15 protein-coding genes are annotated in these 16,776 nt (G+C 42.3%); 3 read left to right on the top strand and 12 right to left on the bottom strand.

The genetic code is table 11. The features are described from left to right. On the bottom strand, positions 1-467 hold a 467-nt coding region (locus BZG77_RS13535; RefSeq protein WP_131826160.1), incomplete at its 3' end, for an SDR family NAD(P)-dependent oxidoreductase. Between the two features lie 248 nt (positions 468-715). Then, on the bottom strand, positions 716-1,822 hold the full coding sequence (locus BZG77_RS13530; RefSeq protein WP_077647611.1) for a hypothetical protein: 1,107 nt from the start codon (positions 1,820-1,822) through the stop codon (positions 716-718). Between the two features lie 261 nt (positions 1,823-2,083). On the opposite strand from BZG77_RS13530, the gene BZG77_RS13525 reads away from it, so the two are divergent. Further along, positions 2,084-3,430 carry an O-antigen ligase family protein gene (locus BZG77_RS13525; protein WP_158011450.1) on the top strand — a complete coding sequence of 449 codons (1,347 nt, stop codon included), beginning with the start codon at positions 2,084-2,086 and terminating at the stop codon, positions 3,428-3,430. Here BZG77_RS13525 and BZG77_RS13520 read toward each other — a convergent pair. Both BZG77_RS13520 and BZG77_RS13515 read right to left on the bottom strand, forming a co-directional pair. Then, the gene (locus BZG77_RS13520; protein WP_077460474.1) at positions 3,427-3,975 is read right to left on the bottom strand and encodes a sugar transferase; all 549 of its coding nucleotides are present in this window, start codon (positions 3,973-3,975) and stop codon (positions 3,427-3,429) included. The genes BZG77_RS13525 and BZG77_RS13520 overlap by 4 nt on opposite strands. Before the next feature lie 40 nt (positions 3,976-4,015). Further along, complete coding sequence (locus BZG77_RS13515; protein WP_077647609.1) at positions 4,016-5,023, bottom strand: UDP-glucose 4-epimerase family protein; 1,008 nt, start codon at positions 5,021-5,023, stop codon at positions 4,016-4,018. Between the two features lie 158 nt (positions 5,024-5,181). Here BZG77_RS13515 and BZG77_RS13510 point away from each other — a divergent pair, with 158 nt between their 5' ends. Beyond that, positions 5,182-7,053 carry a polysaccharide biosynthesis protein gene (locus BZG77_RS13510; RefSeq protein ID WP_077647608.1) on the top strand — a complete coding sequence of 624 codons (1,872 nt, stop codon included), beginning with the start codon at positions 5,182-5,184 and terminating at the stop codon, positions 7,051-7,053. A gap of 14 nt (positions 7,054-7,067) precedes the next feature. Continuing rightward, complete coding sequence (locus tag BZG77_RS13505; RefSeq protein ID WP_077647607.1) at positions 7,068-8,171, top strand: glycosyltransferase; 1,104 nt, start codon at positions 7,068-7,070, stop codon at positions 8,169-8,171. 15 nt (positions 8,172-8,186) lie between these two features. On the opposite strand, the gene BZG77_RS13500 is transcribed toward BZG77_RS13505, so the two are convergent. The 8 genes from BZG77_RS13500 to BZG77_RS13460 all read right to left on the bottom strand — a co-directional run. Beyond that, positions 8,187-9,368 carry a glycosyltransferase family 4 protein gene (locus BZG77_RS13500; protein WP_077647606.1) on the bottom strand — a complete coding sequence of 394 codons (1,182 nt, stop codon included), beginning with the start codon at positions 9,366-9,368 and terminating at the stop codon, positions 8,187-8,189. Beyond that, positions 9,358-10,293: a GDP-mannose 4,6-dehydratase gene (locus BZG77_RS13495; protein ID WP_338012825.1), complete on the bottom strand. Its 936-nt coding sequence runs from the start codon at positions 10,291-10,293 to the stop codon at positions 9,358-9,360. The genes BZG77_RS13500 and BZG77_RS13495 overlap by 11 nt, the downstream gene beginning before the upstream one ends. Positions 10,294-10,311: 18 nt before the next feature. Beyond that, entirely contained in the window at positions 10,312-11,346 is a 1,035-nt protein-coding gene (gene gmd, locus BZG77_RS13490) for a GDP-mannose 4,6-dehydratase (RefSeq protein ID WP_077647605.1), read from the bottom strand. Between the two features lie 170 nt (positions 11,347-11,516). After that, entirely contained in the window at positions 11,517-12,449 is a 933-nt protein-coding gene (locus BZG77_RS13485) for a glycosyltransferase (RefSeq protein WP_077647604.1), read from the bottom strand. Between the two features lie 262 nt (positions 12,450-12,711). Then, positions 12,712-14,097, bottom strand: coding sequence for a glycosyltransferase (locus tag BZG77_RS13475; protein ID WP_077647602.1), 1,386 nt, complete (start codon positions 14,095-14,097; stop codon positions 12,712-12,714). Between the two features lies 1 nt (position 14,098). Further along, entirely contained in the window at positions 14,099-15,007 is a 909-nt protein-coding gene (locus BZG77_RS13470; protein ID WP_077647601.1) for an FkbM family methyltransferase, read from the bottom strand. Beyond that, positions 15,004-16,233, bottom strand: coding sequence for an ABC transporter ATP-binding protein (locus tag BZG77_RS13465; RefSeq protein WP_077647600.1), 1,230 nt, complete (start codon positions 16,231-16,233; stop codon positions 15,004-15,006). The genes BZG77_RS13470 and BZG77_RS13465 overlap by 4 nt, the downstream gene beginning before the upstream one ends. Continuing rightward, a partial coding sequence (locus tag BZG77_RS13460) for an ABC transporter permease (protein WP_158011449.1) occupies positions 16,230-16,776 on the bottom strand: 547 nt, incomplete at its 5' end. The genes BZG77_RS13460 and BZG77_RS13465, both read right to left, overlap by 4 nt.

Below are 16,776 nucleotides of genomic sequence, written 5' to 3'. Positions count from 1 at the left end.
ATGTTGTTTGCCGCCGTAAACAGCTTGTCTGATGCAAGCTTGGTCGCGCCATAGAGGTTTATCGGCGCACAGGCTTTGTCAGTCGAAAGTGCAACGACATTGTTCACTCCACACTTCAATGCCGCATTAATCACGTTCTCCGCGCCATCAATGTTAGTGCGAATGCATTCCGTTGGGTTGTACTCCGCGGTATCAACCTGCTTGATCGCCGCCGCGTGGATGATCACATCCACCTCTTCACACGCTTGCACCATGCGCWCTCTGTCGCGCACATCACCGATGAAAAAGCGTAGTTGTGGGTACTCACTTTGCGGATACAGCTGTTTGAGCTCAAATTGCTTTAGCTCGTCACGCGAATAGATAATGATTTTYTTTACRTCAGGRTARCGAACAAGAATGGTCTGGATGAACTGCTTACCGAACGATCCGGTGCCGCCGGTGATGAGGACTGATTTGTGGTTTAGCATAACGTTTACAATCTAATCGAAAAGTATGGTGGCAAGTATATTACATTTCGTAGCTTCTGTTTATCCCTTAGAGCCTTTTTCTATGAGGYTCACTSTACTCAAGGTAAGGTGCTAATCCTATCTAACCAAATCATTTACTCGTGTAAATATGTTGTCTCAACCGCGAGTATACCCCACCCTCTGCAGTCAAAATGAACATTCATTTTGAACGCATCGATACTGTCTGCCTCCATGAGGATCTTGACTCCCTAACCTGAATAAAACTCCCTCAACACCGCATACTTACGATTAAACGCTTGGTTAATGATCGCTTGGTTCTTTGCCGCATCAATACTSTTGTTTTTAATCGCTAACGCTAAGTCGTGCCACGTTTTATAACTTATTACATCAACGCCTTCGGCAAACTTAAGCTCTTTCTCGTTTGCCGAGTTGGCTTCTACACAAACAACTCCGTTACCTAAGCTCAAGTAACTTCTTGCTGATGACATGCTTCCTCGCCCCTGCAATATGAGATAGTGGCATGACGCAAGGATTGCGTTATACGCTATCGGCGTTGTAGCAATAGGATAAGCGATATCGACATTACATTTATAAATGTGACGCAACATACCTAGATAGAGGTCAATGATCACTCTCAAGTGCTTCTTCTTTTTGTAAGTGAACAGTGTGATTTTATTCTTAGGTACCAGCCCCTCTTTTTTGAAGGCGCTAATCATTTTAAGAATATCGATTAACGAAAAAACACCTCTTTTTGCACCTATACATATGTTATTCTCACGCACCGTTATACTCTCAGATTGGTGAAGAGATTTAAACATCTCCCAATCTCTTGACGGCAACGATTTAAATGGATCTCTGGCATCAACATATCTAAACGTATTGCCTGGTAGCAGGTAATCCATTTTTTCTTTAAAGTAGGGTTCTGGTGCAATCAACGTATTCACACTATTGATAACAAAAAGGCAATCTTCATCAAAAAGTGCTTCGCTAGCGACTACTAATTCTCCATGTTTGTTTTTAACATTAATCCATCTAGCAACTTCATCGTCAGTTAAATGAATTGCTATTTTTTCAGCCGCATGATTTTCAACAATCAATTTTTTTAATACTGATGCATTCTTTGTATTGAGTGAAATAGCCGTCACTGAACAACAATCATTCAATATTTTTGTATCACAATGCTGATATGAAACAACATCGACGTCTAGGAGCGGTTCACGTGATTCACCACAAGWTGGTGAYACAAGWAGAAGCTTGCTTGGAGGCACGAGACATTTGTTAATCAATACATCAATATAAAGTTTAATGAAAACATGCTCATGGTCGCCCACTATAATGTGTTCTTTTTTTTCCATTCTCGCTCTCAATACATTGAATTATCATTGATATACAGTACCAATAGTGTAACAGATTAACGAGCCTACCAAGAGCAAAAACTCCGCGAATCCGCTCTCCAGTTCATCTTTTGAGCATCCGTCTTTTCACACGCCACAGCCGTTTAACTCATCTTTGCTGAGGTAATCAACAAGTGCACGCTCCGCCAAGATATGTATAATCCTCTGGCATTCTCGAATCATGCTATTCATGAAAACAGATATAAGACAAAGGAAAGCACCTTGTTACTCACTTCTCGTCGCCAGCTCACCAGCTTGTTGTGTTTGGCTTACTTCGCCACCTTGCTTATCACGCCAGAGTCTTACAAATATGTGGGCATTTTGCTGGCGGTCACCGCTCTGATCATGTTGCCGAGTACGTGGCAGGCGCTAAAAACACGCCCCGCCATGCTGATTAGTGGCTCATTGGTGCTCTACTTTGTGGTCACACTCGCCTTTGCCCTGCCGGGCGGGCATTATACGCAACTGGATATGCCTAGCCGTGTGCTGTTAGCCATTTTGATTTTTGCGTTGCTCTTGACGTATCCCCCCTCGCTGAAAGCCGTTTTTTATGGCTGTGGTATAGGGGCGTCTGTAGCGGGAAGCATCGCACTGTATCAGCATTACATACTCGATATTCGCGCGCTTTCGACCGGCGGGTTTATGCCGATCCAAGTGGCAGGCATGACGGCCGGCTTAAGCGTTTTTAGCATTTTTGCCTATATCTATAGTTGCCAACGAAGGTTACCGACCTTAAAGGCCATCGCCTTTCTAGGCATCACCCTTGGCTTTATCGCCACGCTACTTAGTGGCGGCCGTGGCTCATGGGTGATTACGCCCTTTGTCGCCTTGTGGGCGCTAGTTTATTATCGCAAGGTTTTCTCGCGCCGCGATTATGTCGCCATGGGAGCCAGTATTGCCCTCATTATAGCCACCGCCCTCGTGCCCGCGTTAAACCGCGCTGGCTTGGTCTTATCGGATTTGGCAAGATACGAGCAAGTGACCGAAACGCCAATGCGCCCGGAATCCGTTATTCAACCACCTGTTAGTCAACCAAAAGCATCGTCACCTCAAGACAAAAGTCAATCAACAGAGGCGAATATAGAATCTGCCACGCTGCCAACGCCGCGTGTCGGTAGCTCTTCAGGAATCAGGCTCGAGTTATGGAAAGCAGCGCTTTTGATAGCTGCCGAAAACCCTATCACAGGGGCGGGTTATACGAACATCATGGCGGCAAAACAGAGATTGGTTGAACAAAGTTATTCGGACGCCGTTATAGTAGGCTCCAGCCGCGCGCATAATCAGTATTTAGAAGAGTTACAAGTCAAAGGCTTAATCGGTTTTGGCACGCTAATTTTCATGCTCTCAGCACCCTGGATAGCAACGAGAAAAAGCAAAAGAAACGGTAGCCCAGAAAATCAACTCAGTATCGTATTATTACGTTGTCACCTGATACTTGTTGCAGGTTGTATGTTGACGCAACACTACATTAATCACCACTCTGGGATCTTGTTTTTTTCACTCGGAGTGGTGATTTTTGCAAGTATGGCGATCTCACCCAATAGTGAACAGAATAACGCTAATACTTAGCTGGTACGGTCTCCCGTCCCTTTGCCCAGCACCGTTGCGATGATGTAGAGAAAATACTGCTTTAATGACAAGGTTGCGAGCATGTCGTGATCCCATTGGGCGAGTTTGGTAGGATCTGACATATCAATRCCATTAATCTGAGCCAGGCCGGTGATCCCCGGCCTGACATCAAAAATCCCCCGTTGCTCTCGTGCTTCAATCAACTCGGTTTGATTAAACAAACATGGACGCGGGCCAACCAAGCTCATCTCGCCACGCAGCACATTGATAAGCTGCGGCAATTCATCCAGCTTCGTTCTGCGTAGAAAACGCCCTAGACGGGTCACATCGCTTGCACTGACCAAGTGAGTTGCCATAGACCGCGTGTGTATCGGCATGGTACGAAATTTAACTAATGTGAACGGCTGCTGATTTCTCCCAACGCGGGTTTGCCTAAAAATAGGCGCCCCGGTATCAAAGTATCCAAAAACAGCGATCACGATAATGATAGGCCACAGTAGCAGTAGGCCGGCGAATGCAAAAATAAAATCGAGTAAACGTATCACGAACAATGCCTTGTCTTAGGTGTGGTGGATGTTGGCTTGGTTAAGGTTTTTTTGTGAGATWAGGTTTTTTTGCAAGATRAGATTTCTTTGCAAGATAGTCACTCACGGTTTTTGCGATCCCTTGCTCTACGCTATAACGCGGTTGCCAGTTAAGTTGGCYMATGGTTTTATGAATATCCACTTGCAARTCACCACATAAACGCTGCGACAACTGCGGTTTATTGAGTAATTGAGCTATACGAGTCAGTAACCACGCGGGAATCGGCAGTAAATAGGCGCGTCGGCGCATTGCTTGCGCGACGRTTTTTAGTAACCGAGTTGTCGAGACATCGTCATTATCGGAGGCTAAGAATACGTGCCCGGCTGCATTAGGGTGGATACAACACGTTAGGATCAGATCGGCAAGATTATCAAGGTAAACCATACTTCGTCGATTATGAATGGCACCCAAGGGTAAGGGTATACGTCGTTTGGTCCATTTYATCATGGTGAGAAAGTTGGCTTTTACGCCGGGCCCATATACCAGTGGCGGACGGATCACCACTACGTCTAACCCGGTTTGCTGAGCAATTTCAAACAGCGCCTGCTCGGCCTCATATTTGCTGATGCCATACGGATCTTGTGGGTTAGGCTTATCGTTGGCATAAAACGGCTGGTTAGGGGGGGTCGCTTCGCCATTCACTTTTATCGAGCTAATAAACACAAACCGTTTCACACCGGCAGCCGCGGCTTGTTGTGCCAAGTGCCGAGTCCCTTCGGTGTTAATTGAACGGTACGCTGCCAGTGCGTCAGCCTCGGTTTCATGCATATGATGCACGCGCGCGGCGCAGTGAACCACACAATCGATTCCTTCAAAGGCGCCCTTCCAGTCCGTATCGCCATTGATGGCATCCACCCAAAATCGAGACGTTTGCGTCTCACGCTGATTTGCTCGCTGGACGTCTGCTTTGGTGCGCACCACTTCTCGCACGTTGAGACAACGTTCTGTCGCTAAACTAACCACCGCTTGACCCACAAACCCCGAACTTCCGGTAAGTAACAAACTCATCTGTGAAACGTCTCACATACAACATTGCAAATTTAGTACCATTGTTGTCGGCTCTTCGGGTAAAATCAATCGTCAATTTCTCGTAATTGCCTGTGAAGTCAACTAAATTGGTGACAAGTAACATCCTTTCATCAAATCAATTAATCAAATGGTCGCTAATGTTCACGCCTATTAAGCCACTTCTCAATGCCAGCCGCGGCAAAAAACGCCTAATTACGGCATCTTATGACATGGTTGCGGTGATGCTTTCTATTTATCTTGCAATTGTGTTTCGCCTCGGCACCACCACATTTGAGTTTGGTATCGAAGAGGCCGCCTCTTTTTTCGCCACGATCCTCGCCACTGTGTTTTGCTTTATCAGGCTCGGCATGTACCGGGCTGTATTAAGGTACATGACCTTACCAGCCATTGGTCATATTTTTCTTGCCGTTACCTTGTCGGCGATTACGTTAGCGCTAAGCGGCTTCTTTTTTCAGTCTTTTATCCCGCGCAGCGTGCCTTTTATCTATGCCGGTATTGCGATTCTCACTCTCGGTGGGCCAAGGATTTTGTTCCGCATACTTTATGAGCAATATTATAAACGCAGTAAGCCAAATGTTTTTATTTATGGTGCCGGCGCAACAGGGCGTGATCTCGCTTATGCGCTGATCCAGGGTAATGAATATCATCCAGCAGCCATTCTTGATGATGACAGCGCGAAAGTGGGCCAAATCATGTACGGCATTCGAGTATATCATCCATCAGAATTTGATGGACTGCGGTCGCTCTATCAGCCCGTTAAGCTGCTACTCGCGATTAATAATGTGACTAAAGGTGAGCGGCTACGATTACTTGAAAAGCTTGCCCATTGGCCGATTGAGATTCAGTCCGTCCCTTCCGTTGAAGACATTGCTGCTGGCAAAGGCACTGTGAGTGACATTAAAGATCTCGACACTGCTGATCTATTAGGCCGCGCACCGGTTGAGCCCGACCCTGCTCTGTTGGCCAAACAGATCACCAATAAAAATGTGTTAGTGACCGGAGCCGGTGGCTCAATTGGTCTAGAAATATGCCAGCAAGCGCTAAAGCTAAAGCCTACCAAGCTAGTCCTTTTTGAGCTAAACGAATATAACCTTTACCGCGCCCATCAGACTCTGTCAAAAATGTGTATCAATTTAGCGCTTGATGCACAACTTGTCGCTGCACTAGGATCGGTGCAAAAAGAGAACCGTCTCGATAAGTTGATGGCCTCTCATGATATAAATACGGTTTATCATACCGCAGCCTATAAACATGTGCCTTTAGTTGAAGATAATATTGTAGAAGGCATACGCAACAACGTGTTTGGCACCCTGGCATGCGCCAACGCAGCCATCGCGAATCAAATAGAAAGCTTTACGCTTATTTCAACGGATAAAGCGGTACGACCCACCAATATTATGGGCGCCAGTAAACGCCTTGCAGAGCTAGTCTTACAAGCACTGGCAGACAAACAAAGCCAAACAACGTTCACCATGGTACGTTTCGGCAATGTACTAGGGTCGTCAGGTTCTGTGGTGCCGCTATTTAAATCACAAATTCGTGCCGGCGGCCCAGTAACAGTGACACACCCAGATATTACCCGCTACTTTATGTTGATCCCCGAGGCGGCCCAGCTTGTGATCCAAGCCAGTGCGATTGGTCACAACGGCCAGGTATTTGTGCTCGACATGGGCGAGCCGGTAAAAATTCTCGACTTAGCCAAGCGCATGATTCACTTGATGGGCTTAAGTGAAAAAATTCCAACTACGGTAGACGGCGACATTGAAATTCAGTTTACAGGGTTAAGACCCGGCGAAAAGCTATATGAAGAGTTGTTGATTGGCGATAATGTTGAGGGTACCGGCCACGAAAAAATTATGACCGCGAGTGAAGAAAAGTTATCGTGGACTGAAATGACAAAATTATTGGACGAGTTAGACCGTTGTTGCCATCATTTTGATGTTGAATGCATTACGCGCCTTCTGCTTGAGGCACCTACGGGATATCAGCCAAACCCAACACCAGCCTAATTGTTGAGAACCTTATGAAAGTACTACATGTTTATCGAACTTGCTATCCTGAGACTAAGGGTGGTTTAGAGCAAGCAATTCGCTATATTTGTAAAGGTAGCAGTGAGCAAGGCTTTCAGAATACAATTCTTACCTTAGGTGAGGAAGATAAAGAGTTTAACTTTGAAGGTAGTCGAATCATAGTCATCAAAAAGGATTTTGAAATCTCTTCAAATGGTTTTTCATTCAAACTTATAAGAAAGTTTCGTTCACTTACTAGAGAGAGCGATATCATTCACTACCAATATCCTTGGCCAACCGGCGACTTTCTTAGCCTTTTTGCACACAAAAAGCCATCACTCGTAAGTTATCAATCCGATATCGTCAAGCAAAAGTGGCTTAAAAAAATATATTGGCCACTTGAAAAACATTTTTTATCCAGAGTTGACCGAATTATTGCGAGCTCCCCTCAATACGCAAGCACGAGCAAAAACCTAATACAGTACAAAAATAAGGTAGAAGTAATACCTTTGGCTATTGATGAAAGCACATATTCAACAGTCGATAACAATAAGCTGGAATCATGGAAGGCTAAAGTAGGGCAAGAGTTTTTCTTGTTTGTTGGTGTACTCAGGTACTATAAGGGGCTTCAGTACTTGCTTGAGGCAGCAAGGCAAAACGGTCTCCCTGTCGTTGTTGCGGGCGATGGTCCAGAAAGAGAGCGTTTAGAGAGTTATATCACCGCTAATAAGCTGACAAACGTAAAGATGGTTGGGTTTATTTCCGAAGAAGACAAAGTCGCACTTCACACCTTGTCTAAAGCGTTCATTTTCCCTTCTCATTTGCGCTCCGAAGCTTTCGGAATATCGCTAGTGGAAGCACAAATGTTTGGAAAACCAATCATTAGTGCTGATATCAATACTGGCTCTTCGTATGTGAATATAAACGGGGAAACCGGAATTACCGTTCCTCCTGCTGATAGCCAAGCTCTAGCTAACGCTATGAGAAAGATAAATAACGCCCATGATATGACAACGGAGTTCGGTATCAATGCAAGACACCGATACGAAGCTGAGTTTACCAATAAGCGTTATGCTGAAAGCTATATTAAGCTATACAAGGAATTGATCAATAAATAAGTCTCAAGACATTTGCTATAGTCGTTCAATTGTTAGAAGTAAATCATCAACCGTTTTTTTCCAAGTAAATTGAGCGACTCTCACATTACCCTTTTCAACAAGCTGTTCTCGTAGTAATGGATTTTCTGATAACTTAAGCAGCCCGGAAGTGATTGCCGCTATAGATTTAGGCTCTACCAACAATGCACCATCACCAGCTACTTCTTTGGTTGCCCCACAGTTGGATGTAAGCACGGGAGATCCAGAAGCCATAGCTTCGACAACAGGTAGCCCAAAACCTTCGTAGAGAGAAGGATAAGCAAAAACCATTGCTGACGCATAAAGTTGCTTTAACTCTCTGTCAGATACATACCCTGTAAACTTAATTTGTCCTGAAACCACAAGTGATCTCGCCGATTCAACCATGCTCCCGTTTTTCCAACCACTGTCCCCAACTAGAACTAAAGGCGATTGTTCTCTAATGGTAGCAGGCAGCGATTTGTAGGCGTCGATTAGTCTCGTCAGGTTTTTTCTCGGCTCTAACGTACAAACACTAAGAATATAGGATTTGTTGTGAAGATTAAGCCTATTTAACAAAGATGAAGAGTCTTCAGCGTGCTGAGACCCAAACCCTTCATCAATGCCAAGGTATAGTGTAGATGTCTTACCAATGCTCTTAGCGTAACGTTGATTGAGCTCTTCTAAAATGAAATTAGAGTCAACGAATATACGATCTGACTTTGCGATTGTGGTAGATAAGCTATTCTGTAAGTACTCAACTCTACCTCTTGGATGAAACTCTGGGTGAGTAACAAATGACAAGTCGTGTATTGTAGTCACGGTTTTCCCAGCATAGTCAAAGGGTATAAAGCTAGGCTCAAAATAGACGTAATTATTCTCAGCTAACATTTTTAATTTTGGCCGCAACTTGATAGTAAGCAACAGTTTCTTCAACTGATAGCTACCTGGAATCCCCCGAATAATATCCACCAGTTTACGCTTTATTCCACTACTGCTCTTGGTTGTAACTAAACCTGCTAGCTCGAAGTCTTGAATAAATTTCGCCGTCTGTTCTGAGTTAAGGTAACGCCCATCGTGAATTGACACCACCTCGACTGATCTCTTCAAGAGCTCCTTGACGATATTGAGTGTGTAATAGCCAATACCAGTAAGCGGTCGCTTTATCGGGGATAGATTGATAAGAACTTTAGTCTGCATGATACATATCAGCCAAAGTCTTCTCGATCTTGATCGAAGGTGCTTTACCGGTTAATGACATTAACTTCGTATTGTTACCACCTAGCACTTTGATTTCGTTGGCTCGAACAAAATCAGGATTAACTCGTACTTTAATTTTGTAGCCGGCGATTTCTTCCATCATGGAGATAATCGCCCGCAATGAAGTCACCTGCCCGGAACACAAGTTGACGATCTCCGACTGAGCATCAGCCTCTAATAGGTTTGCGTAGGCTAAAGCGATATCACGAACATCACTGAAGTCGCGAGAAACATCAGTATTACCCAACTCAATTTCAGGAGCATTTCTCTTAAAATGAGAAACGATTTTAGGTATCAAGAAGTGCTTCGCTTGACCGGGCCCCGTATAGTTGAATGGTCGAGTAATGATCATAGGATACTCACTAAACCATAGCTTCGCCATATGCTCCATAGCTAACTTACTCATGGCATAATGATTGATCGGTGAAGGTGAGGCAGTTTCAGAAATACAATCTACATCTTTGGGATTTCCATAGATATTCGCGCTGCTTGCAAAAACGACTTTATCCAATTGAAGTCCAAGTTCTTTCGCTGCTTCAAGAAGATTCAATGCCCCGAAGACGTTAACATCATAAAACGCTTTTGGCTCAGTATGACCAACAAATGACAACGCAGCTAGGTGGATTATATAATTGGGTTGCACTTGTTCCAAACACGCCATCACTGCCTCGCGATCCGTGAGGTCACAAGCCACTTGACCTTGATTGGCATTTCGATGAACAAGTCCGACGACAGAGTAACCTCTGGAGTTCAATTCCTGTTCTACATATTTGCCGGTAAAACCATCAACACCCGTTAACAAAACTTTCTTCATACTTTTCATCCTAAAAAAATGGCAACAGAAAAAACTGCTGCCATCTATCATCTAAACTAACAACTAAAATTAGAACGAGAAGCCTTGTTCGTTACGGCGAAGATCTGCTTCAACCATCATTGAACATAGCTCTTCTAGCGTTGTTGTCGGCTCCCAACCTAGTTCTTTCTTCGCTTTTTCTGGGTTACCAATCAACAGGTCAACTTCTGCTGGGCGGTAGAATTTAGGGTTAACCTTAACAACTACTTTACCATTAGCCTTATCAGTAGCGGTCTCGGTCTCTTCTGAACCATTCCACTCTAACTCGATGCCTGCAGCTTTGAATGCCATCGTAACGAAATCACGAACTGTCTCGGTACGGTTCGTTGCTAGTACGTATGTATCCGGCTTATCTGCTTGAAGCATGCGCCACATACCTTCTACGTAATCCTTAGCAAAGCCCCAATCGCGTTTTGCGTCCATGTTACCAAGCTCTAGAACGTCTAGCTTACCAAGTTTGATTTTCGCTACAGTGTCTGTAATTTTACGGGTCACAAACTCTTGACCACGCAGTGGAGACTCGTGGTTAAACAAAATGCCGCTCGTAGCGAAGATGTCGTACGATTCACGATAGTTAATCACCATCCAGTGAGCATATAGCTTCGCAACACCGTATGGGCTACGTGGGTAGAATGGGGTAGATTCACGTTGAGGAATCTCTTGAACCTTACCAAACATCTCAGAAGTCGACGCTTGATAGAAACGGATCTTAGGATTAACAATACGAATCGCTTCAAGAAGGTTTACAGGGCCAATACCTGTGATTTCAGCGGTTGTTAGAGGCTGGTCAAAAGATACCCCAACGAAGCTTTGCGCTGCTAGGTTGTATACCTCATCAGCGCCACTTTCCTGAAGCAGGCGAATGCTGCTAGATAAGTCAGTCAAATCATACTCAACGAGCTCTAGATTTGGATGTTTTTCAATACCTAACTCTTCGATACGCCAAAAGTTTACAGAGCTTGTACGACGGTATGTGCCGTATACTTTGTAACCTTTGTCCAATAGTAGCTCTGCTAAGTAGGCCGCATCCTGGCCAGTTATACCAGTGATAACTGCTGTTTTCATGTGATACCCTGTCTAAAAATATACCTTGGCTTGAAAGTGCCAATTTTAACCATACAAGTGTCTTTGATAAGACATATGCTCATTTAATGTAACGCTACAAAACTAAGTTCGGTACTCAGTTTGGTTGTGACCATAAACTGACTTAATTCTATCATCACCTCATCGATAATCTAGTGCTGACCAAAAACCTTCTGTAAATCTGCCAACGTACTACTCCAAAGAACAGTCTCCCTAATTTTCATTTCATCATCACTTACGCTTCTGCACTCTGAGCCTAAATACTTCTGAACTGAACTTACAAAGGTCTGTTGATCATCGCATACATCAAAGTCTGACAGGTTCGCTGTAATATCATACCCTCTACATGCCTTACTAGTAGCAACCACTGGTTTACCAGACATAATAGCTTCTGCTGTTTTTAAATTAGAGCCGCCACCAGAAGTTATAGGGAGTATTAATACATCTGCTTCTTCTATCAAAGAAGCCAGTTCATCGCTCTCTACAAAACCCAGTCGCTTAATCCTATCAAAGTTTACAAAGTCATACATTCGACTATCTATTGGAGCAAAGTCCTCTAATATAAGAGAGCAACCACCAACTGCTACAATCATTTGGTTTGGTTTAAGCCAAGCCATTGAGTTACCGAGCATTGTCCAGAAACCTTGTGCATTCGGCGGGTAAGCACTCCCAACGAAAAGAGCATAGTTTCTATCTCCTACTAGAGATTTTATAAGTTCTTTTGAGGACTCAGTCGTGACATGTGATGCAATACCATTTGGACAAAGCACCGATTTTTTTGCTCCAAACTTAACAAATTCATCTATATCCTGTTGTGTACATCCGATAACAACATCTGCATTTGCGCAAATATCGGATTCTAATTCTTTGATCGACTGGACAACATTACAGGTGTCAATAACTTGATTTGATTCCAATATTGAAAGTTTCGTAATATATTCAACATTTTGCGAGGAGTAAACAACTTTAGTCGACAATTGTTCTTCGTGAATCTTTTTCTTTACCAAAGGCCATAACCACGGTTGCTCTAAGAAGATATAATCTGGCTTGAATTCACAGAAGTGCTTATCTAAGAAAGTTCGCATACTTTTACTATTCGAACTCTCCAAAGCCGTAGCCAGATCATTAGGTCATTAGAGAAAGGTGTTTTGATATTTTTACTCAATACGGCTTCTGTTAGCATGTAATCAAATTCATCATCATAGTCCTTGTGTGACAACTCAGAGAAAGAAATACTTCTTACTTCATGGCCAAGATTGACGAGCGCGTCTCTAATTTCCTTAACTCTAATCTGCCCTCCATGCAATGGTCTTACTATAGGATAAGTAGATATTTGAAGTACTTTCATTATTGACCTTCCAAAATATAATCATGGAAATCTGCACAGAACTCTCTCCACGTCCGTGGTTCAAACTCTCTCTCAACTTTACTTGTAAGCTCCGCCAAAGAACTAGGCTCATCGATTAGCTTTGTAATTTGCTGGAACCAAACGTTAGGATCATTTCTTAGTGCTGGCATCAAACCCTGAGTGGCTTCTGTTAAGGCTTCGCAATCTGATACTATACAAACTTTCCCATAACTCAATGACTCCGCTGCACCTAACCCCCACCCCTCAACTATTGATGGAAACACACAAAACTTACTATTTCTGTACAGTGTCGCGAGTTCAACGTCACTTATATTTGACTGGATATCAACAAACTTTTTGAGAACCGAACTCTTACTGTATAAATCATCAAACGCATCCACTCCCCAACCTTTCATGCCAACAAGTTTCAATCTTGGTGTATCCTCGCCATATTTTTCTATTAACATATCCCAAACTTTCAAAAGAAGAATGTGATTCTTCCGTGCTTCGATAGTACTCACATAGAGCACATAGTTTTCGTTAGACGAAATTTCTTTGAAGGGTTCCGTTTTCTTGACATCATCACCAAGATAAATAGTTCTCAGGTCTGGCGTAGAAGAAAATCTATTTTTTTGAGCTATATCTATGTAGGATTTCTTAGAGAAGTTAGAAATGCAGAACACTTTATCACTCAAATAATTTTGCTTATACATATGAGCGAAAAATATCTTACCAAAATAGTCAGAGTTAACCAGCTCTGGATAAGAGATCGGAATGGCATCATAAAAACAAGTTGCGACTTTAAACCCAAAAATCTTTTTCATTTCAAGCAGTAAGCTATAGTTGGAAAAATCCCAGTCAAGTCCCATGCATACCAAAGTATCCTCCGGCCCCAAAATACCACCATTATTTTTAGCTAATACACTTTCTGGACTGAAAAGAGAATCACTTATACTGTTAGGGGGATTGGAAGATTTTTCTAGTCGCCTTCTTAGGATCGGTTCTAGGTACTTTCTTAGTAWTCCTCTTAGCCTAACCGGAGTTCTTGCATGTACAGCTTTCACCAAATGGACGTACTGTTTATTCCTTATCAGATAAAAAACTTTACCAACTTTACTCTCAGAAATAGAACTAGGATTAAAGTGTACTTTGTCGCTTTCCGATTTCCAATGCTCTTGATTATATTCTTCTATCAATGACGAAACATCACATAGATCAGCTTCAATCAATTTTGACTTTGAATTGTCAAAATAAACAAACCTACAGTTTGAAACATAAATCAAGCAATATTTTGTGAATTCAAGTTGAGTTCGCACTATACCGACTGGAAATCGGCGCCATTTTCGTAAAGTTGTTATATCGATGACAATCATATTCTGCTTCATATTATTTCTTCATCACCTTTACAATAGCTCTCAAAGGGGAAGTTAGTTTCCAACTAGTTGAATTGACAAATTCGTTTATTCTAGCTTCAGCAATTGAGGCTCGATTCATTTCCTCCTGAATGGCTAGCTCTTTTTTATCTAGTGCATTTTTTAATCTAGCAAGTTCTTGATGACACTTTTCTAATTCATTTTCAAAACGATTCCGTTCTATCTTTGCAAAATACTCTCCAGCCACCATGTAGTCATCAAATATATTAGGTGGTGTAAGGAATTTCTCCTTTAACTCTTCACGTTCACTTGCAACGTAATATTTATTCAGACCATCAAAATATACAAACTCATACTTATTATCATACAAGATATTTTCCCACTGATGTGACACGTCAACTTGAGTGGTTGGTTTAGTGGCCTCTACTATAATAATCCAAGGTCTTATCACCTCGAATGAGAACCCTTCTAAGACATCTTTCTCAGCACCTTCCACGTCGATTTTTAGAAAATGCACAATTCTTGCAGCAGCATATTCAGAGCATAATTGATCTAGGGTCATTGCTGGTACTACAATATTTCTGCTTAATGACTCTCTCTTTACTAAATCAACTGAACTATCTTTATTAGTCGTTGACCAACCTCGAATAGCACTAATATAGAATTCAATTGGCTCTCCAGTTGAATTAATTGCAACATTAACATTTATGTCATTGAGACGCTCAACTTTCAACAGTTCGTAGTATTTTTCTTCAGGTTCAACGTTTATACCTTTCCAGCCTAAATCATAGAATAACTTAGTTACTGAGTCTTCAGTCGGATGGTTAGCACCTATATCGATATAAAAACCATTTTTAACGTCTTTCAATGCTCGCCATAGCATTACATCCTCTAAGTTCTGAGAATAGGAAACAATACTCACAATAACTCTACCTTTATTTTTGGCTCATTCCAGTTACAACCAACAAACTCCGTTTTATCAATATTCACAACAGTGAATACTGCTGCTAAATCTTTCCATTCATAGTTGTTTGTAAGATGATTATCACTATCAACTAATGCAGTCTGGATTGAATAAGTTCCGGGCCCCAAGTTAACAGGAAAGGTAATGTGAAATTCATAAGATGCACCTAGTTCAGGATGATTTATCACTTGTTTTGTGTGCCATGTGTTTGTACCATACATGACTTGACCTAATCGATCCTTAACTCCATAACCAAGTACTAAAGATTCAATTTTTTTGTGTACTTTGGCTATAACTCTTATATCAATAATTTCACCGACGCCAATACTATCAATACTCTTACCCGCAGAGTTTAATAGTCTAACATTCTGTACCGTTGCCTCTTTAGTACCAGAAACCGTTTGCACTTTGCCATCATCTTGAGTGATTTGCTCCACATGATCAGAGGCACCGTCTTTCGTGGCTATAAGCGCATTGTAATAATCCATGACTTCCTCAGGGTCTCCATCCTTTATGATGGCGCCTTTCTCTAATAAAATTGCCCTGTTACATACAGCTTGGATTGCCCCTCTATCATGAGATACAAATAAAAGCGTGGTGCCTTGTTTTTGAAATTCACGGATGCGGTTTAGGCTTTTGTGCTGAAAATATGCATCCCCAACAGACAACGCTTCATCTACAATTAGAATATCAGGTCGATAAGCAGTCACCACTGCAAATGCTACTCGCATTTGCATACCACTCGAGTACATTCTTACTGGTTGATCAAAGTAATCTCCAACCTCAGCAAACGCCTCAATCTCATTAATCACAGTGTCAATTTGCTCTTGAGTAAACCCCATGAGACCTGAAGCGTGATAAACATTTTGGCGACCCGTGAGGTCTGGGTGAAATCCCATACCTAGCTCAAGAATAGCAGATATACGTCCATAAACTTTAATATTTCCTTGAGTTGGTTTTAAAGTTCCTGTGACCATTTTCAACAGTGTACTCTTTCCTGCACCATTTCTACCAACTATTCCAACAGCTTCTCCAGAGTTTAGAGAAAATGTAATATCCTTCAATATTTCTTGTTCTTGAATCGGCTTCGTATTAACTCCAAACCAAGAGGCTATTCTTTGGAACTCTGAGCTGTAGTCAAGAAATGACTTCGCTACTTTTGACACCTCTAAAACTTTACTCATAATACATCTGCCATTTCTTCACTGGCTCTCTTAAACATAACAAGAGCGAAAGCAAGTGATATTACTGCGAAAATACTTGGGTACACTAATAGATTGAAATCTGGTGACTTGTCGTAAAGAAGAACATTGTGATATCCCATGATTAGTCCTGTCATAGGATTAATTTTCATGATCCACATGTACTTTGCAGGGACAATTGTTAACATATAAACAATAGGTGTAAGCCAGAACCAAAACTGCAATACAATATTCATCACTTGACCTACGTCTCGCATAAAGACATTAATCACGCCAAAAAAAAGGCCAATACCTACCGATAGCGCTACTGTTATTAATACCAAAATAGGTATCCAGTGAAGTGCATGAAAAGGAACGTGACCTAGAACACCAAATACAGCAAACATAGCCAAAAACATCAATAAGAAATTCACCAACCCGCTTCCTATGACAATCAAAGGTAGAGAACACCAAATACAGCAAACATAGCCAAAAACATCAATAAGAAATTCACCAACCCGCTTCCTATGACAATCAAAGGTAGAG

The organism is Salinivibrio sp. IB643 (genome assembly GCF_001996105.1).
Lineage (GTDB): Bacteria > Pseudomonadota > Gammaproteobacteria > Enterobacterales > Vibrionaceae > Salinivibrio > Salinivibrio costicola.
The sequence above is the reverse complement of the archived record's forward strand: the minus strand, read 5'-3'. Positions and strand labels throughout refer to the sequence as shown.